The 18,866-nt window shown below is 49.4% G+C and carries 12 protein-coding genes; 1 reads left to right on the top strand and 11 read right to left on the bottom strand.

Features of this window, described 5'->3' with window-relative positions; genetic code table 11:
* Positions 1 to 8 precede the first annotated feature (8 nt).
* The 11 genes from P5G61_RS01875 to pyrR form a co-directional block, all read right to left on the bottom strand.
* On the bottom strand, positions 9 to 872 hold the full coding sequence (locus P5G61_RS01875) for an ABC transporter ATP-binding protein (RefSeq protein WP_301243874.1): 864 nt from the start codon (positions 870 to 872) through the stop codon (positions 9 to 11).
* Positions 873 to 874: 2 nt separating this feature from the next.
* Positions 875 to 3,781 carry an ABC transporter permease gene (locus tag P5G61_RS01870; protein WP_301243872.1) on the bottom strand — a complete coding sequence of 969 codons (2,907 nt, stop codon included), beginning with the start codon at positions 3,779 to 3,781 and terminating at the stop codon, positions 875 to 877.
* On the bottom strand, positions 3,781 to 4,902 hold the full coding sequence (locus tag P5G61_RS01865) for an efflux RND transporter periplasmic adaptor subunit (protein WP_301243870.1): 1,122 nt from the start codon (positions 4,900 to 4,902) through the stop codon (positions 3,781 to 3,783). The genes P5G61_RS01870 and P5G61_RS01865 overlap by 1 nt, the downstream gene beginning before the upstream one ends.
* Entirely contained in the window at positions 4,865 to 5,785 is a 921-nt protein-coding gene (locus tag P5G61_RS01860; protein ID WP_301243868.1) for an ABC transporter ATP-binding protein, read from the bottom strand. Before P5G61_RS01860 ends, P5G61_RS01865 begins: the two co-directional genes overlap by 38 nt.
* Before the next feature lie 289 nt (positions 5,786 to 6,074).
* The gene (pyrE, locus tag P5G61_RS01855) at positions 6,075 to 6,716 is read right to left on the bottom strand and encodes an orotate phosphoribosyltransferase (protein WP_301243866.1); all 642 of its coding nucleotides are present in this window, start codon (positions 6,714 to 6,716) and stop codon (positions 6,075 to 6,077) included.
* Positions 6,713 to 7,453 (bottom strand): orotidine-5'-phosphate decarboxylase, encoded by a 741-nt coding sequence (gene pyrF, locus P5G61_RS01850; protein WP_301243864.1) that lies wholly within the window; start codon positions 7,451 to 7,453, stop codon positions 6,713 to 6,715. Before pyrF ends, pyrE begins: the two co-directional genes overlap by 4 nt.
* A gap of 111 nt (positions 7,454 to 7,564) precedes the next feature.
* The gene (carB, locus tag P5G61_RS01845; protein WP_301243862.1) at positions 7,565 to 10,783 is read right to left on the bottom strand and encodes a carbamoyl-phosphate synthase large subunit; all 3,219 of its coding nucleotides are present in this window, start codon (positions 10,781 to 10,783) and stop codon (positions 7,565 to 7,567) included.
* 1 nt (position 10,784) lies between these two features.
* Positions 10,785 to 11,927, bottom strand: coding sequence for a glutamine-hydrolyzing carbamoyl-phosphate synthase small subunit (gene carA, locus P5G61_RS01840; RefSeq protein ID WP_024631220.1), 1,143 nt, complete (start codon positions 11,925 to 11,927; stop codon positions 10,785 to 10,787).
* Positions 11,928 to 12,348: 421 nt separating this feature from the next.
* Positions 12,349 to 13,653 (bottom strand): dihydroorotase, encoded by a 1,305-nt coding sequence (locus P5G61_RS01835; RefSeq protein ID WP_301243859.1) that lies wholly within the window; start codon positions 13,651 to 13,653, stop codon positions 12,349 to 12,351.
* Between the two features lie 123 nt (positions 13,654 to 13,776).
* On the bottom strand, positions 13,777 to 14,688 hold the full coding sequence (locus P5G61_RS01830) for an aspartate carbamoyltransferase catalytic subunit (RefSeq protein WP_301243857.1): 912 nt from the start codon (positions 14,686 to 14,688) through the stop codon (positions 13,777 to 13,779).
* Positions 14,688 to 15,251 (bottom strand): bifunctional pyr operon transcriptional regulator/uracil phosphoribosyltransferase PyrR, encoded by a 564-nt coding sequence (pyrR, locus tag P5G61_RS01825; protein WP_024631223.1) that lies wholly within the window; start codon positions 15,249 to 15,251, stop codon positions 14,688 to 14,690. Before pyrR ends, P5G61_RS01830 begins: the two co-directional genes overlap by 1 nt.
* A gap of 784 nt (positions 15,252 to 16,035) precedes the next feature.
* Between pyrR and P5G61_RS01820 the strand changes: the two genes are divergently transcribed.
* Positions 16,036 to 18,711, top strand: a complete 2,676-nt coding sequence (locus P5G61_RS01820) for a YhgE/Pip domain-containing protein (RefSeq protein WP_301243853.1) — start codon at positions 16,036 to 16,038, stop codon at positions 18,709 to 18,711.
* Positions 18,712 to 18,866 lie beyond the last annotated feature (155 nt).

Here is an 18,866-nt window from a genome sequence, read left to right as displayed (position 1 = left end):
CTCTAAAATTATCTTGGCGGTGTAATAACAATACGTTCACCGTCAAATTCCAATGTGGCACGGTTATCAATGGACAGTGCCTCCAGATACTCCTTGGGCACCTGAAGTCGTCCCGCCCGATCAATGATGACAAAAGCTTCATGAATATCCGCGGCTCCTGCCTCAGACAAGCCATGCTCATCATCCAGATTCGGATTGCGTTTCACGAACTCGGTGCTGGTCAAGCCGTCCCGAATCGCCACGATCCGGTCCACCTTGCCAGCGAGGGTCAGATCATGAGTAACAATCACAATCGTGACCCCGAGCTCTTTGTTCATTTTGCGAAAAATGCCCATGATTGTATCACAGGTCTCCGAATCCACCGAACCTGTCGGCTCATCGGCAAGCAGCAGTTTGGGGCGATTCGATAACGAGATGGCAATCGCCACCCGCTGCTGCTCCCCACCGGACAATTGATGCAGCTTGTTATGCATCCGGTCCTTCAGTCCAACCCACTCCAACAGCTGCATGGCATAGGCGCGATCTCGCTTGCCTCCCAAAATCATGGGTGTTTCCACATTTTCCAGTGCAGTGAGGTATGGCAGCAGGTTACGACCGTTATTTTGCCAAATGAATCCTACGGTATGACGTTTGTACTCCACCAATTGGGTATCTGTCATTTTCAGCAAATCCCAATCTCCGACAACGGCTGTACCGGCTGTTGGACGGTCGAGTCCTCCCAGGATGTTGAGCAAGGTAGACTTACCACTGCCGCTGTTGCCAATAATGGCCATCATTTCACCTTGATTGACAGTCAGATTGAGACCTTGAAGGGCAACGACTTCCACATCGCTGGATTTAAAAATTTTGACAAGTCCTTCGCATTGGATCACGTTTACCTCTCCTCTCCCATTTTGACTGCCTGGTGAACCCGCAGCCTGCGGATTTGCCACAGCAGCATTGTTGCTCCAATGATCAGCATGACCACGGTCACGCCATACAGCTGCAGCATATCTTTCTCTTCAAATACAATTCGGAACGGAGGTACCTGTGCGGACACATTATCTGTGGTTTGCAGGAAGGGCAGGAACAGACGACTGGATACCTGACCAATGCCAATACCGAGAATGATCGAAAGTCCCGCCGTGAACACCTGCTCCAGCAGCAACATGCCGCTCAATTGCGCACGGGATAACCCCATCGCCCGCAGAACACCGAACTGTACTACACGCCCGGATAGATTGAAGAACCAGTACAGGATGTATCCGATCAGGGAAATAATGACCGACACAAGGAATCCGAGACTCAGTATGCCGAACACTCCGCCCCTTGACGGATGTTTGCCCTGGGATACCAGCTCTGTACGCACATCGCGTACTGACGATAACTCAATGCCTTCTGCTGCAAGCTTCTCCATCAACGGAGCGACTTTGGCATCCGGCTTCATCTTCAGCCAGACCTCATATGGAATCAGAGGCACTTGATCATAGATGTAATCCAGATTGGCAATGAAGAACGGCATTTGATCCGGGTACTGAGCGGGCCAGTAAGGGATAATGCCAAAAACTACAAATTCAATCGCCTGACCCTGTACACCAATGGAGACGAGGTCTCCGGTTTTAAGCTTGAATTTGTCTGCAAATTTGGAAGAGATCAATACGGCCCCTTCATATTTTCCAAGCAAGTCGAGGTACTTATAAGGATGTGCCGGGAACAGATCGTTGCGGAACCAAGCCACTTGAGCAAAATCCACATTGTCGATCCCCACCAGCATTCCCTGTCCACCCGATTTGCCAGAGACAATAATATTGCCTTTCGTTTGCAGCACTCTCGCTGCATGTTCGACCCCATTCAAGCTGCGGAACACTTCAAAAGGTGGCTCGGAATAGATCATCTTCGTGGGTTGTGAACCACCACCCCCACCTGATCCACCTCCGCCGCCATTTCCTCCGCCTCCAGAACCACCATTACCGCTTCCTCCACCTTGCTGTCCTCCGCCTGAACCGCCGCTTTGTCCGGAACCCGTTGGCTTAACCTCAGGTGTTCCTTCCCATACGGTCTGCATAATAACATCCGAACCATATCGGTATAACGTGCGCTCGGTCGAGTTCAGATCAATAGTACGAGCCGCTGCCGAGTTATACACACCAAGTCCGAGTGTCAATACAAGCAGAATCATCAAAGGATAGTAAGAAGACGATGAACGCGAAAGCTGTGTCAGTGTCAGATACAATGGAACCGGGAGAAACTTGCGCCCGATCAGCTGAATGAGCTTCAAAATCCACGGGAACAACCGTAAGAAGAACAGTCCCAGTGCAAAGATGGCGAGTGCCGGAACAAAAAATAAAAACGGCTGTACCTGAAGCTGATCTGTCGTCATTCCGGTCTGGAACGTCAACATTTGCCGTTCATAGAACAAGTAATATCCATACCCCGCAAGCCCCAGCAACGCAATATCCAGGAACCAGCGCTGCCATACCGGCGCACGATCCGTACGAGCCTGCCGACGCTTGGCCGAAACAATCGTCGCCCGCGCATAAGTTATTGCCGGAATGAGCGAGGCTATGATGGCTACCAACACAGCGATAAGGCCAAGCAGGATCGCTTCTTTCGATATTCCGATCGGAATGGATTTCCGATCCACGAACGACAGGAATCCGCTGGCTGAACCGATGCTTTTCGCCATAAACCATCCAAGAAACGGTCCGATGACGAGAGCAATCGCACCCAGGAATATACCTTCAAGCAGATAAAGAGAGAATATCTGCCGGGCAGAAGCTCCGCGACTGCGCAGAACCGCGATGTCACTTTCCTGCTTCTGCAACGACTGTCTGGCATTCATGGCTATAAAATAAAAGACCATCGCAATCATCGGTGCTGCCAGTGTGAACAGCATGGTCTGCAATTGCAGACTCTGACTGCGGAATTGTTTCAGCAGATCCCCGAAGGTGATGTCCACTTTCGTATCCTTCAACCGCTGATACAGATCAATATCCAGCCTTTCCAGCACAGAGGTCAGCCCCGAGAGCTGGCTCGTTTGAATCTCTTTCAGATCAAATGCATAATACCAACGTGAATTCTGAAGAGGGATCCCTTTTTCCTTCAACAAAACATCATTAAATACCGATTCATCTACATATAGTCCGTTCATCATACCGTCAAACCCCTGCACCCAGTACGGGCTGCTAGGATCATCCGCTTTGAAAGAACCTGTAATCTTCACACGCAACGTAATATCAAGACCGCTGTTAATCGGATATTCCAGCACATCTCCGATATGCAGATCGTTACGATACATGCCCTCTTCCAGCATGACCGCTTCAATAATATCGTCCTTGACCTGGTTGCCCGGCTTCACTCCCGCAGAATAATTAACCTGTGCATCCAGACCTGTCATCGTGCCCAGGCTCATGCTGCGGACCCGGCTGGCATCCACTTTAGTAGGATCTTCCGGGTTCACTTCCGTGCTGCGGATGGAACGGGAGTTCACATACGTATGAAAAGGAAAACCGATGTCACGAGGCACATCCTCGCGAATATAGCGATCCACCTCTTCCAGACCACGTGTGTCAGTCTTCACACCACCAGGTGCCTGATAACTCATGAGCAACGAACCGGCTGGCAGTCCCTCACTGTTATCCTGCAGTGTCTGGGCCACGACCCGCTTGAGCGCACCATCGGCATACATTGGAATACTAACGGTGAACGCAACCGCCACAATTAGTCCGATCAGTGTGCTGAACGTCATCCAGCGAGTGTTCCACATTTTGCGGAATAGCAGTCGAAGCAATGGCAGCCCCATTAGCGGCCCACTACTTTCTGTCCAACGGTCAGACCTTTTAGAATTTCCACATCCGTAGATGTCTGCTGTCCGACTTCCACGTCCACCTCACGCTTGCTTCCATCACTCTCCACCACTTGCACATACGTTCTTGAACCGATGGAGCGCAAAGCGGATACAGGAATAACAATCGCGTTCTCTGTACGTTGGGTAACAATGGATACCGTTAGAGGTGTACCGCGTTCAACACCCTTGGGCATTTTCGTCAGCGAAACAATAACATATTGATCCAGGCTTTCTTTCGCTGGAGGCGTTCCGCCTTCTCCCGAACCTCCGCCGCTGCCGCTACCAGTTCCGCTTCCAGATGCTTGGGCAACAGGCATAACTTTAACTTTGCCAGCCACTTTGCCTGCACCATTAATGTCCACATCCGCCTTCATGCCAGCCGAGAACTTTTCCAGATCTTCTTTGGCAAACGTAGCTGCGACAACCAGATTGGATGTATCTGCTATGGTCGCAATCGGGTCATAGGCTTTGACAGCCGCACCTTTCTCCACCTGCACGGCAATAATCGTTCCGCCGAACGGAGCGGTCAAAGTGGCTTTACCCAATTGATCCTCCAGATCAGCCAGTTCCTGACGAAGTTCTTCAAAGGCAATCGTGGACTCTTCGAACTCCACCGGGTCCATCTCATCCCGCTTGCGAAGCGTTTCCTTCATTTGCACTTCCGATTTGCGAATTTGCAGGTTTTTGGCCCGGATCTCCTTCTCCACACTCTCTACATCAAGTACAGCGAGAAGTTGACCTTTCTTCACTTTATCCCCTGGTTTTACATTCAACTCTTTGACATGCATACCGTCCAGCGTAAAATATACCTTTTCTTCCCGCTGGCTCATCATCTTGCCACTTCCGCTTACTTTCTTCTCCAGCGTCTCGGTCCGAACTTCATATTCCGGCTTCTTGGAGATCGTTGGCGGTGTAATTGGCGGAAGCACTTCTTCCTCTGTTTCTGCCGGCAGCAAAGAGCATCCGGACATCGTTGCAGCCACTATCGCACTAAGCACAATAAGCGCTGCGCGTTTCCCCCTCTTCGGAGCGGCCCCTTTACTTGATAAATCTGCCGTCCGCCATTTCATAAACATGGTCCGCAACCTCCAAAATCGTAGGATCGTGTGTAGTCATACAGATCGTTACTTGTTCAACTTCGATAATATTGCGAAATACAGCCATCACCTGTGCTCCCATTTTGGAATCGAGTTCAGCTGTTGGCTCATCCGCGAGCAATAATCTCGGTCTGTGGGCTATCGCCTTGGCGATGGCCACACGCTGCTGTTCTCCCCCGGACATCTCGAATGGACGGTGCTTGACCCGTTTGGTTAGTCCAACCAGATCCAGACAATGACCTACCCGGTCCTTCCATTCTGAACGCGGCACGTCCGCCATGCGGAGCGACAGCTCTACATTTTCCCAGGCAGACAACAAGGGCATCAGCGCATACGCCTGAAAAATAAAACCAATTTCCCTGCGTCGCAAAGCGGTCCGCCGCCGGTCTCCCCAATCCTGAAGAGGCTGGCCGGAGAACAGGATATCTCCACTTGAAGGCTGATCCAGGCCGCCCAGCATATTGAGCAGCGTCGTTTTCCCTGAGCCTGATCGCCCTTTCAACATCACCAGCTGTTGCGGGTTCACTTCCATATCAATGCCTTTGAGCACATGAATAATGCGGCTTCCTGTCTGAAAGCTGCGATGAACATTGCGAACCTCCAGCACGGGCCCGTCATATGGAGGCAACAGATCCTTCTTGGAAGACTGGGAGTTCACTTCAGGTTCAGCTGCTGCAACCGCAACCTCCTCCTGGCTTGTGTCACTGGTTATGTCGTGCGAGTCGATGGATGGGTTCTGTGGTTCACTTATGTATGCCGCTTCCTCCTGCCCAACGGGTTCCTGGTGCTCCGTTGGTCCGACTGCACTGTCTTCGCCTGACTGGCTCTTGGCAGGTCTGATTTTGGAAAATAACTTCTTCATGCCAGCAATCACGCTCATCCTTTCTTCATATCCCGTTTACTTCATCAAGACACTAAAAATAGAAATCTATTCCATACTACACTGCATTATAAACGACCGATCACAACTAAAAGTTACAAGCTTTTTACAACGTTCCAGCGAAAAAGTTAATATTTTGATGAACAAACCAAAAAAGCACCCCGAAGTACGGGATGCCTCTTGAATATTCGATGAATTTGCCTCTATGGCGGCAATCATTACAATTTTGATACCGTTCACAAGCAAACCGTTCAATCCACTGTGAATGATATTATTTACCAAATGAAGAAGGATCTTCACGCCAGGATTTGAGCAGTTCAAAATCACTCTCCTGGATTGTGCCCTCAGCCAACGCCACATCCATCAAAGCAGTGTAGTTGGACAGGGTTTGCAGCGGAATTCCCGCTTCTTCAAAAGCCTGAATGCCTTTGTCCAGCTGATAGCTGAAAATGGCCAGTACTGCAAGGGGAGTTGCCCCGGCTACTCGTACCGCTTCTGCCGCTTTGATTGAACTGCCCCCAGTCGAGATCAGGTCTTCAATAACAACAACCTTTTGCCCCTCGGTGATCAGACCTTCAATCAGGTTCTCTTTGCCATGTCCTTTGGCTTTATCACGAATGTAAGCCATCGGAAGATTCAGCTTCTGGGCCACCCATGCAGCATGCGGGATACCTGCGGTTGCAGTACCTGCGATGACTTCTGCATCGGGGTATTGATCACGAATGATCGCAGCAAAGGCTTCAGCAATGTCGTTGCGAATCTCGGGATAAGACATCGTTAGGCGGTTATCACAGTAGATTGGTGATTTGATGCCGGATGTCCAGGTAAATGGCTGCTGCGGACGCAGCGCCACCGCTTTAATTTTTAATAGTTGGGAAGCAATATGGTTAGGAATTTTAGTAAGTTCGATCATGCGTTCAACATCTCCTTCAAAATGGTTTCTGCCGCTTCACGCGGATGGGGAGCGCCCGTAATTGGTCTGCCTACGACGATGTAATGGCTGCCTCTGGCAATGGCTTCACCCGGCGTCAGGACACGAGTCTGGTCTCCGAGGCCACTTCCTGCTGGACGAATGCCTGGTGTGACCGTGTGAAAATCACTGCCACAGGCTGCGCGGATCGCAGGTACTTCCAGCGGGGAAGCAACAACGCCATCCAGACCTGCCTCAAGGGCCAGTCCTGCATAACGGACTACCGCTGCCTCAACACTTCCCTGGATTCCGATCTCGGCATTCATCGTTTCCTGACTGGTACTGGTCAGCTGAGTAACCGCAATAATCTCAGGTCTGCGCAGAGAAGGATCAGCAGCCAGAGCGGCCTCTGCGCCTTCACGGGCAGCACGCATCATGCTTGTGCCTCCAGCTGCATGCACATTGAACATATCCACACCCAGACGGGTTATGCTTTCAGCACCCCCACGAACCGTGTTTGGAATATCATGCATCTTCACGTCAAGGAATACCGAGTATCCCTTCGACTTCAGTTCCCGAATGAAGTCCGGGCCAGCGGCGTAAAAGAGCTGCATGCCCACCTTCAGATAACAGGGAATGCCTTCGAGAGCTTGTACCAATTCCTGCGCCTGCTCCGCTCCGGGATAATCGAGTGCCACCATCAGACGGCCAGCCATTTCGTTGAAATTCGGGTGATTCATAGTCCAGCGCTCCTTCCACAAGTTCAATTTTTCCGTTTTTGCCCGATATAAAGGACATCCCGCCAGCCCGAAGGCTGACTGATGTCCTTGATCAGTGACAAATCGTCTTATTTATTTTACAAGGGCCGGCATAGCCTCAGAGGAGAAATTGATCGTTTGCAGCATGATCAACAGGGCACGGATCGTATCCAGTGAAGTCATACATACGATGCCGTTCTCTACCGCCTCACGACGAATACGGAATCCATCACGCTGCGGCGTTTTGCCTTTGGTCAGCGTGTTGAACACAAAGTTTGCTTCGCCGCTGCGAATCATATCGAGAATGTTTGGCGAACCTTCACTTAATTTGTTCACCGTCGTCACCGGAATGTTCGCTGCTTCAAGCGCAGCTGCCGTTCCTCCGGTAGCCATGATTTTGTATCCCAGTCTGTAGAAACCTGCAAGCAGTGGAACAGCTTCCTCTTTGTCTTTGTCCGCTACCGTTACCACGATCGCTCCCGTAGCCGGGATCTTCATGCCTGCACCGATAAGACCTTTGAACAACGCTTTGGCGTAATTCGGATCACGACCCATAACCTCACCTGTGGATTTCATCTCAGGTCCAAGGGTTGGTTCTACACGACGCAGCTTCGCGAAGGAGAAGACCGGAACTTTGACGGAAACATGATCCGACTCAGGCCACAGACCATCGACATAACCGAGGTCTTTCAGCTTCACGCCCAGAATGGCTTGTGTTGCCAGATTCGCCATCGGAATGTTGGTTACTTTGCTCAGGAAAGGTACGGTACGGGATGAACGCGGGTTCACCTCGATGATGTACACTTGGCCGTCATGGATAACAAACTGGATGTTAACCAAACCGATCGTTTTCAGTTCTTTTGCAATCTTGATTGTAATCTCAACAATTTTCTCTTTCAAATCCTGGGACAGGTGCTGTGGCGGATAAACTGCGATGGAGTCACCGGAGTGAACCCCTGCGCGCTCGATATGCTCCATGATGCCCGGAATCAATACCGTTTCACCATCACAGATCGCGTCAACCTCAACCTCTTTACCCATCATGTAGCGGTCAATCAGGACCGGATGCTCCGGATTGATTTTAACAGCCTGTTCCATGTATGTCAGCAATTCGGCATCGGAGTATACAATCTCCATTGCACGACCGCCGAGTACGTAGGAAGGACGAACCAGTACCGGATAACCCAGGCTTTGAGCCGTTTCGACCGCATCATCTACCGAAATAACTGTTTTACCTTTGGGTTGTGCAATTTCCAGACGAGAGAGCAGACGCTCAAACTTCTTGCGATCTTCCGCCTCATCAATGTTTTCCAGATCTGTTCCGAGAATCGTTACACCAGCAGCACGCAGCGGTGCTGCCAGGTTGATTGCTGTTTGACCACCAAACTGTACGATAACACCTACAGGCTGTTCCTGTTCGATCACGTTCATAACATCTTCGAAGAACAGAGGTTCAAAGTACAAGCGATCCGATGTATTAAAGTCCGTAGACACCGTCTCCGGGTTATTATTGATGATAACTGCTTCATAGCCTGCTTTTTGCAAAGCCCATACTGCGTGAACTGTCGAGTAGTCGAACTCAATCCCTTGACCGATCCGGATTGGACCGGAACCAAGAACTACCACTTTTTTCTTGTCTGAAGGAATGACTTCATTCTCAGTTTCGTAAGTAGAGTAGTAATATGGCGTTGTTGCTTCAAACTCAGCAGCGCACGTATCTACCATTTTGTACACTGGGCGAAGGTTTTCCTCTTCACGGCGTGCTCTTACTTCAGCTTCTTTCGTCAGCGTACCACCTGGTTGCCCTTCAGCACGCAGCTCAGCAATGGCACGGTCAGTGAAGCCCAGACGCTTCGCTTGATACAAAGTTTCGGAGGATAATTCGGATTCCTCGCGAATGCGATCTTCGAATGCGATCAGACCTTCGAGTTTATCCAGGAACCACCAGTCAATTTTCGTAAGATCCTGAAGCTGTTGTAATGTATAACCTCTGCGGAAGGCTTCAGCGATCAGGAAGATACGCTCATCGTCGGCTTTGACCAAACGCTCGTTCAGCGTTTCTTCATCAAGTGTTTCGGCATCTTTCAGATACAGACGGTGTACGCCGATTTCCAGGGAACGAACCGCTTTGTGAATCGACTCTTCGAATGTCCGGCCAATCGCCATAACTTCGCCTGTCGCTTTCATCTGTGTACCCAGTTTGCGGTTTGCCGAGATAAACTTGTCGAATGGCCAGCGTGGGATTTTGCTCACGATATAGTCCAGTGTTGGCTCAAAGCATGCATACGTTTGACCCGTTACCGGGTTCACAATTTCGTCCAGGGTGTAACCCATGGCAATTTTGGCAGCCATCTTGGCAATCGGATAACCCGTTGCTTTGGAAGCCAGTGCCGAAGAGCGGCTTACCCGTGGGTTAACTTCGATAACATAGTATTGGAAGCTGTGCGGATCAAGCGCAAACTGTACGTTACATCCACCTTCAATGTTGAGGGCACGGATGATTTTCAGGGATGCGGAGCGCAGCATTTGATATTCACGGTCAGACAGCGTCTGGCTTGGTGCCACAACGATACTGTCACCTGTATGAACACCTACCGGGTCAAAGTTTTCCATGTTGCAGACGACGATACAGTTATCGTTTTTGTCACGCATAACCTCATACTCGACTTCTTTCATGCCTGCAATGCTCTTCTCGACCAAACATTGACCGATCGGGCTATAGCGAATACCTGCTGCTACGGTCTCGCGCAGTTCTTCTTCGTTGGCACAGATCCCGCCGCCTGTTCCGCCAAGCGTGTAGGCTGGACGAACGATGATTGGGTATCCAATCTCATTGGCAAAATCAAGTGATTCCTCAAGTGTTGTTACGATTACACTCTCAGGTACAGGCTGTTCCAGTTCGCGCATCAGATCACGGAACAAGTCACGGTCTTCCGCTTTCTCGATGGATGTGAGCTGTGTTCCGAGCAGTTTGACATTCTCCCGTTCAAGGACGCCAGCACGTGCCAGTTCCACGGCCATGTTCAGACCCGTTTGACCGCCAAGGGTTGGCAGTAAACCGTCTGGACGTTCCTGACGAATGATTTGCGTTACAAAATCCAGTGTAATTGGCTCAATGTATACTTTGTCAGCCATGTTGGTATCCGTCATAATCGTAGCCGGGTTGCTGTTGATGAGTACAACTTCCACGCCTTCTTCTTTCAGTGCCTGGCATGCTTGTGTACCGGCATAGTCGAACTCGGCCGCTTGACCGATGACGATTGGACCTGAACCAATCACCAGGATTTTTTTGAGATCTTTGTTAATCGGCATGTTATTGTGCTCCTTTCACTGCGGCTGCCAGTACGGCTTGACGCGGCTGTTGCGGGTGAGTGATCTTGTGCTCCCGAATCATCTCGATGAAGCGGTCGAACAGATAGCTGTTATCATATGGTCCTGGGGCTGCTTCCGGGTGATACTGTACGGAAAATGCCGGGAATGTTTTATGTTTCAGACCTTCAATGGTCTTGTCGTTATTGTTGATATGTGTCACTTCAAGCTCCGTATTTTTCACGGACTCTTCGTTTACGGTGTAACCATGGTTCTGAGATGTGATGAAGCAACGTCCACTCTCCAGTTCTTTGACCGGGTGGTTTCCGCCGCGGTGTCCAAACTTGAGTTTCTCTGTGTCTGCTCCTGCAGCAAGTGCGAACAGTTGGTGACCCAGGCAGATCCCGAAGATCGGATATTCGCCGAGCAGTTCACTGATCATTTTAACCGCGTGAGGTACGTCTTTCGGGTCCCCAGGGCCATTGGACAGCTGAATGCCATCCGGGTTCATGCGGCGAATTTCGTCCGCTGTTACATCATGCGGAACCACGACAACGTCACAGTTGCGTTTGCTGAGTTCACGCAAAATCCCTGTTTTTGCACCGTAGTCAACCAAGACAATGCGTTCAGCCGTTCCCGGGCTGTTGTAGACATGTTGAGTAGAAGTCATAGGAACCTGGTTACGCAGCTCAGCGATGCTGGTGTCTTCCATCATCTCCAGCAACTCTTCCACAGGTTTCGATCCTGTTGTGAGAATTCCTTTCATTGTGCCGTGGTGACGAATCCGGCGAGTCAGCATCCGTGTATCAATCTCGCTGATCCCTACGATGCCATACTCTTTAAGCAAATCGTCTACGCTGTATTCCGCACGCCAGTTACTTGGTGTCGGCTCATGACGACGTACCACAAAACCGTGTACGAACGGACGAATCGACTCGAAGTCGTCACGCGTAATGCCGTAGTTACCAATCAGTGGATACGTCATGGTTACGATTTGACCGCAATAAGAAGGATCCGAAAGCACCTCTTGATAGCCTGTAATTCCCGTATTAAAAACGACCTCACCTGTTGTTTCACCTTCAGCACCGAACGCTTTCCCGGTGAACAGTGTGCCGTCTTCCAACAATAATCTTGCCTGTGCCTGCATCCCATTTCACTCCTCTGTGTTTATCAACCGTTGAATACTTTGAGTTGAACATGGGGGACGTTACGTTTGGTGCGGCTCCGTGGGCAGAAAACCCTTTGATCGCTGTTATCCCCGGATTACTTTGATCCCATTCTTCAAATGGTGTAATCCGGTGATAAAGGCGAACGCTTTGCTTCTTCGGGTTCTTTCTGCCCACTCCGCAGTTACGTTGGTGTCCATGTTCAAAAGCATTATTCAACTTTTCTTTGTTTCGTATGTTGAACTCTCGGCATGATCTGCCTCGAGTTTGTTGTAAAGATGGTACTGATGTAAAAATTGTAAGTTTAGAGTTATAGAAATTACTTGTTGTTTTTATAAGTTAAAGATGTTGTAAAAGTTTAATGATTTATTTAATGGTTTATTGAGTTACTAAGGTACTGTTTTATTGTTGTACAGTGCTGTTCCACACGCTTTTGCCGTCCACCCATGTCTGTACCGGCCAGCCTTTCAGCTTCCAGCCTGTGAATGGCGTGTTTCTTCCTTTGGTAGCAAAAGCTGCCGGATCAACCACTTGTTCCTGATTCAGATCAATCATAGTGATGTCCGCAGGTGCTCCCTCTTCCAGCTTACCAGTATCCAGTCGGAATACCCGTGCCGGGTCAGCTGTCATGCGTTTGACGAGGAAGTCCAGACTCCAGAGCCCTGTTTCCACAAACTTCGTGTACAGCAGCGGGAAGGCTGTTTCGAATCCGACGATACCGAACGGTGCCAGCTCCATGCCTTTTGCCTTCTCTTCTTCGCTGTGCGGCGCGTGGTCCGTAACGATCATGTCCAGCGTTCCGTCCAGCAAACCTTCGATACAAGCCTGCACGTCGCGTGGTGAGCGAAGAGGCGGGTTCATCTTCCAGTTGGCATCCATGCCCGGGATATCTTCATCGGACAATACCAGATGGTGTGGACATACCTCAGCAGTTACTTTAATGCCGATGGACTTCGCCAGGCGAATCAGGCGAACCGACTGCTCTGTACTTACGTGGCAGACGTGGTAGTGAACTCCCGTTGCTTCTGCAAGCAGGATATCACGGCCTACGTGGATAGCCTCGGATTCATTCGGGATACCTTTGATACCGTGACGCTTCGAAAAATCGCCTTCCGTCACATATCCGCCAACTACCAATGAGTCGTCTTCGCAGTGAGCAATGACTGGCATATCCATGCTTGCTGCGAGGCTCATGGCATCTTTCATCATTTGAGCGTTTTGTACGCCTACGCCATCATCCGTGAATCCAATCGCACCCGCTTCTTTCAAAGCGGCAAAATCCGTAAGTTCACGTCCAAGCTCGTTCTTCGTAATAGCTGCATAAGGCAGTACTTTCACCAGGTCGGCTTCTTTGGCTTTATCCAAAACCAACTTAACGACATCCGCATTATCGGTTACCGGTCTTGTGTTCGGCATGCAGGCAATCGTTGTAAAACCGCCTTGCGCTGCCGAACGGGCACCCGTCTCGATCGTCTCTTTATGCTCGAATCCAGGTTCACGCAGATGCACGTGCATATCAATCAAACCGGGAATAACCAGTTTGCCTGAAGCATCGGTTACGCTATGCGCTGATTGCTCTGCTGTCAGTACCGCTTCATCTTCCACTCCAGCGATCTTTTGAATTTTTCCTTCATCTATAATGATCGTTTTCCGTTCAAGTTCCCCTTGTTGATTCAAGATGTTCGCGTTTTTTATAATCTGTAGCATAATTGCCCTCCGCTTCGGTTCTGTCCGACTTGCCAGACAAGCCGGATGATTTTTATCGTGTACCCTCACATTGCCCTATAAGAACTTCCGTCCCGTCAGCCTATGACCCACAGCCAGACCCTGTTACCGTTTCATCGCACGTTCCAAGACCGCCATGCGGATTGGAACACCGTTAGCCATCTGTGGGAAGATCCGCGATGCTGCGCTCTCCACTACCGCATCATCTACCTCAACATTGCGGTTCACTGGAGCAGGGTGCATGATAATTGTGCTTGGTTTCAGGCGTGACGCCCGTTCTTCCGTCAATCCGTAGTGTTCGCGATAATCCTCAGCCGAAGTAATCAGGCCGTGTTTATGACGTTCGAGTTGAACTCGGAGCATCATGACTACATCCGCATCCAGCGCTTCTTCCAGACCTACATAAGGCGCATGTTCTGCGAGTTCCGGTGCCTGCATCGTTTGCGGTGCGCAGAAGCGCACATCTGCACCAAATTTTTGCAGTGCCCACAGATTGGAGCGGGCTACCCGGCTGTGCAGGATGTCTCCGATGATCGACACACGCAAACCTTTCAGTTCACCAAATGCCTTCCGCATCGTGTAGAGATCCAGCAGCGCTTGTGTAGGATGCTCGTTATTCCCATCTCCGGCATTCACCAGTGGAACATTTACTTTCTGAGCCAGTTGTTGTAAAACACCTGATGGTTTCAACCGAATCACCCCAGCGTCAATGCCCATGGACTCCAGTGTGCGTACCGTATCATAGATGGATTCACCTTTCTCCACGCTTGATGCAGCCGCCGTGAAGTTCAGCACTTGTGCACCCAGACGTTTCTCAGCCATCTCAAACGAGAAGCGAGTGCGCGTGCTGTTCTCGAAGAACATGTTAGCTACAAAGTGCGATTCCAGTACTGGAACCAGTTTCTCCTTCTGGGCTTCCCAGTGTGCTGCTCTGTTCAGAATGGATTCGATCTCATCGCGACTAAGTTCCTTAAGGCCAAGCAAGCTCCGGTCCTTCAATGCAGGTTGTGTAATCATCAAGCCTGTTCCCCCCGGTTCTGAATGATTTTGACCTCGTCCGTTCCGTCCGTTTCGATGAGTGCAACCTCAATCTCCTCTGATTTGGAAGTCGGTACATTCTTGCCGATAAAATCAGGTCGAATCGGAAGTTCCCGGTGTCCGCGATCCGCGAGAACCGCCAGTTGGATGTTCTGTGGTCTTCCACAGTCCATCAGGGCATCCATCGCTGCGCGAATCGTCCGTCCGGTATAGAGCACATCATCGAACAAAATCACTTTTTTGTTATGAATCGAAAGTGATTCAGGGGTCATCGTCAACAGTTCCTTGCGATTCGCTTTATTTTCATCCAAGCGATCATCGCGATAAGGGGTCACATCGAGCTCTCCCCAAGGGATCGGTGTACCTTCGATTTCTTCAATCTTGGCGGCAATCCGTTCTGCGAGGTATACACCCCGTGTTCGAATACCGATCAGTACACAGCCCTCAATGCCTTTGTTTTTTTCCAAAATCTCATGGGCAATCCGTGTTAATGCGCGGCGGATCGCGGTTTCATCCATAATGACATGTGTCTCTGTGCTCATGCGTTCAGCCTCCTCAGGATTTACCTTTCAGATCATGGCCCCGTGACGAGGAGAACAAAAAAGACTCCTTGCCGTGTTTATTGGCAAGGAGTCTCCGAACTTCAGACCGCTCTGAAGAAAGTTTACTCTCGGGATGCATCGCTTCATTTGCCGCAGCAAAAAACGATGTATCGTTCACGTTACCTTGCCAGTCTCACGGGACTGATTTAAAGGTGCTATTCATGTCGTTCATATTGCAGGACCTCACAGGGTACTGTATTCAATATGTCCGTTTATCTTCATGAATTATGACAGAAAGACAACCCTCTGTCAACACCTCAACATCACAGGCGAAATTCCTCTACTGTATTCCTCTTAGAATCAGCAGTTAGGCTGAAAAACATCCAAACACATCACATCTCATTCGTTATTCATAATTATACAATAAAACTGTATATTTATCCATAAGAAATTAAGGAGAATCTTACCGCCAAAATAATCCTCCGACTATTTTTAACGTGGAGACAGAGCCCTCCCTTTTAAAACATTCGTTGAGTTTAGCCTTAACTGCCTTAAGTTTTGATAGCATATTTAATGCGATCCATATCTTCAAGTTCTAGAGTTCAACGTCCAGAAACACGGAATACATAAAGGCTCTGCATTAGTACGCTGTGAAATGGGTAAAGTTTATAAACATGAAACAATTCATTGAAGCTGCAATAAAGCCGATATACATAAGGATTTACAAAATATGCGACATAGAAATAAGATAAGATCTACATTTATTTACATTTAGGAGGAAGTTATGCGTCACATTTGGCACATTTACAAAACAGACTGGTTGCATATTCTAAAGGTTCCCACAGGTATTTTTCTAATCGTGGCTATTATTTTACTGCCGGGAGTGTATGACTGGGTTAACGTAAAATCTGTCTGGGACCCGTACAGTAACACCCAGGGGATTAAAATTGCGGTGACAACCGAGGACAAAGGTGCAACTGTTGCGGGAACCAGCGTCAATATCGGAGACGAACTGGTATCCAGCCTGAAACAGAATGAAAAGCTGGGATGGACTTTTGTGGGCCAGGCTGAGGCTGATCGGGGTGTACAAACAGGAGAGTATTATGCAAGCCTGCTCATTCCCGAGGACTTTTCATCCAAAATTACAGGTATCGTTGACGGTAAGCTGGAGCGCCCAGAGGTAATCTATACCGTTAATGAGAAGGTTAATGCCATTGCTCCAAAAATCACAGGCTCCGGAGTATCAGCCATAACAACACAAATCAATGAAAATTTCACTGAAGCCGTCAGTGAGGCTGTCCTAACTAAGTTGAAGGAAGCCGGAGTTGAAATCAATGCCCAGCTTCCAACCTTGCGCAAGATGGAGAATGGCATTTTCACGCTGGAGAAAAATCTTCCCGCTATACAAGCTGCAGGTCAAAAGGTACTGGAAGTGGAAAAAGCCATGCCTGGTATTGTAAAAGATGCTCAAAAGATCGTTGAAATCGAAAAAAAACTGCCCGAAATCAATGAAGCCGCACAATATGTGCTCAAGGTGCAGGAGTACTGGCCCCAAATTAATGATGCAGCTTCCGAAGTGTTAGCTATTCAGGGGCGGATTCCCGATATTCAAAAAGCCGTAGAACGTATTCAAGAAGTGGATGCAAACTTTGGTCAAGTATCAGGTGTCATCCAAACGGCTCTGGATAAAACCGGCAAAGCTCTGTCAATCGTAACGGCCGCAGAGCAAGATCTGGACAAAGTATCCCAAATCGCGGGCAACGGGATTGAGCTGGCCGAGGGCTTGAATCAGTTTGTGGATTCCAGTGAAGAAGCGTTTCAGGCTATCGGCCCGGCGATCCGGCAAAACCTGCTGCTGGTGCAGCAAATTGCTAACGCTGCGGCAGACGTATTTGGGCAATTGCAAAATTCGGACCTTAGTAAACTGCCGACAGCAGAGGATTTGGACCGGATCGCTTCCCGCTTGGGGATTGCGGTAAAACTCGTTGACAGTATGGCGGAATTACTCAGCAAAATCGACAATTTGCTTCCTAGCCATCCACTGAGCGATAAAATTACGCAACTGAACACTATTTCTGATAAACTTAAGCTGCAAATCCGCCTGGCTGGGATCATCAGTGATGCGATGCGTCGCAATACAACTCCGCCTGCCGACGTCATCGCTCAGTTAAATGCCCTCTCCAAGGACATTAGCAGCGGCATTGGCAATATCCTGAACAGCTACGATAGCGAAATATCACCTGCACTTGCGGCTGGTGCGGATAAACTCAGGTCTATCCTCTCCACTTCAGCAGATGCACTACAGGGGGCCAGAGATCGAATTCCGGATATTAAGGACATTCTTGCGTCAGCCAAAGAAGGGATTACGTTTGGGCAGACCGAGTTGACGAAAATCCAGAGCGAACTGCCTCAAATACAATCTAAGATCCATGAAATATCGGAGACACTCGCGAACAAAAGTGAAGGCTTTATCCAAGCTCTGAATACTGTGTCTTCATTAATTCGGAACGATCTGCCCAAGCTGGGAAGCAAGCTGAACGAAGCGGCTGATTTTGTTCGGAACGATCTGCCTAATGCCGAGAAACAGATCGGCAAGGCATCTGATTTTGTACAGAACCAGCTGCCAGAGGTCGAAAAAGGAGTACATCGTGTTGCCACGCTTGTACGTGATGACCTGCCCGCATTGGAAAGTGCCATCAGCAAGGCTGCAGACAAGCTTAGGGAAGTGGAAGGCAATAACCAGTTTGCCGAACTCGCCAAGCTTTTGCGCGGAGACATTGAAGAAGAGAGTGCTTTCCTTGCAAGTCCAGTACAAATCAAGGAACAGCAGCTTTACCCGATTCCGAATTATGGATCGGCAATGTCACCTTTTTATGGCGTGCTATCTTTGTGGGTTGGTTCAACGCTGCTGATCTCCCTGCTTCGAGCCGAAGCCGAGAATCCGGAAGGCAAGTTCCGGGGATATGAGTTGTATCTCGGACGTCTTGCTACTTTTCTGACCATTGGATCGCTGCAAGCGGTCTGTGTCAGCCTGGGAGACATCCTGATTCTCGGAACATACGTCGCAGATAAGTTGTGGTTTGTCCTGTTTGCCATGCTGGTGAGTGCCGTGTTTGTCACCATAACGTACACCCTGCTGTCCGTTTTTGGGAATATCGGCAAAGGGATCGCCATCATCTTCATGGTGTTCCAGTTCTCCAGCTCGGGCGGTACATTTCCGATCAGCATGACATCACCTTTTTTCCAGGCATTGAATCCGTTCATGCCCTTCACGTATGCGATCAGTTTGCTGCGTGAGTCGGTCGGCGGCATCTTGTGGTCTACTGCCCTCAAGGATATTCTGTGGTTGTGCATATTCATCGCGCTGAGTCTTATCGTCGCCCTCGCTTTGAAACGTCCACTCAGCAGTCTCACCAAACGTTCAGCCGAGAATGCCAAGAAGACCAAAATTATTGCTTAAATCGTCCGAAAGACTCTCTGCGTCATGAATGCAGAGGGTCTTTTGGTTTTTAAACCAACCTGCACATACCGAATGAATCATGCTCAAAGAGACAAGGCCATTGGACTGTAAATCCAATGGCCTTGTCTCGGTGTATAGGATAATTAAAATGTCTG

Origin of the sequence: Paenibacillus vandeheii (assembly GCF_030433635.1) — a bacterium.
Lineage (GTDB): Bacteria > Bacillota > Bacilli > Paenibacillales > Paenibacillaceae > Paenibacillus > Paenibacillus vandeheii.
The sequence above is the reverse complement of the archived record's forward strand: the minus strand, read 5'-3'. Positions and strand labels throughout refer to the sequence as shown.

Excerpts from the sequence above, each read along its gene's own strand:
- P5G61_RS01870 (WP_301243872.1), bottom strand. The coding sequence starts at position 3,781 with ATGGGGCTGCCATTGCTTCGACTGCTATTCCGCAAAATGTGGAACACT.
- P5G61_RS01865 (WP_301243870.1), bottom strand. The coding sequence starts at position 4,902 with ATGTTTATGAAATGGCGGACGGCAGATTTATCAAGTAAAGGGGCCGCT.
- P5G61_RS01860 (WP_301243868.1), bottom strand. The coding sequence starts at position 5,785 with ATGAAGAAGTTATTTTCCAAAATCAGACCTGCCAAGAGCCAGTCAGGC.
- pyrE (WP_301243866.1), bottom strand. The coding sequence starts at position 6,716 with ATGATCGAACTTACTAAAATTCCTAACCATATTGCTTCCCAACTATTA.
- pyrF (WP_301243864.1), bottom strand. The coding sequence starts at position 7,453 with ATGAATCACCCGAATTTCAACGAAATGGCTGGCCGTCTGATGGTGGCA.
- carB (WP_301243862.1), bottom strand. The coding sequence starts at position 10,783 with ATGCCGATTAACAAAGATCTCAAAAAAATCCTGGTGATTGGTTCAGGT.
- carA (WP_024631220.1), bottom strand. The coding sequence starts at position 11,927 with ATGCAGGCACAGGCAAGATTATTGTTGGAAGACGGCACACTGTTCACC.
- P5G61_RS01835 (WP_301243859.1), bottom strand. The coding sequence starts at position 13,653 with ATGCTACAGATTATAAAAAACGCGAACATCTTGAATCAACAAGGGGAA.
- P5G61_RS01830 (WP_301243857.1), bottom strand. The coding sequence starts at position 14,688 with ATGATTACACAACCTGCATTGAAGGACCGGAGCTTGCTTGGCCTTAAG.
- pyrR (WP_024631223.1), bottom strand. The coding sequence starts at position 15,251 with ATGAGCACAGAGACACATGTCATTATGGATGAAACCGCGATCCGCCGC.
- P5G61_RS01820 (WP_301243853.1), top strand. The coding sequence starts at position 16,036 with ATGCGTCACATTTGGCACATTTACAAAACAGACTGGTTGCATATTCTA.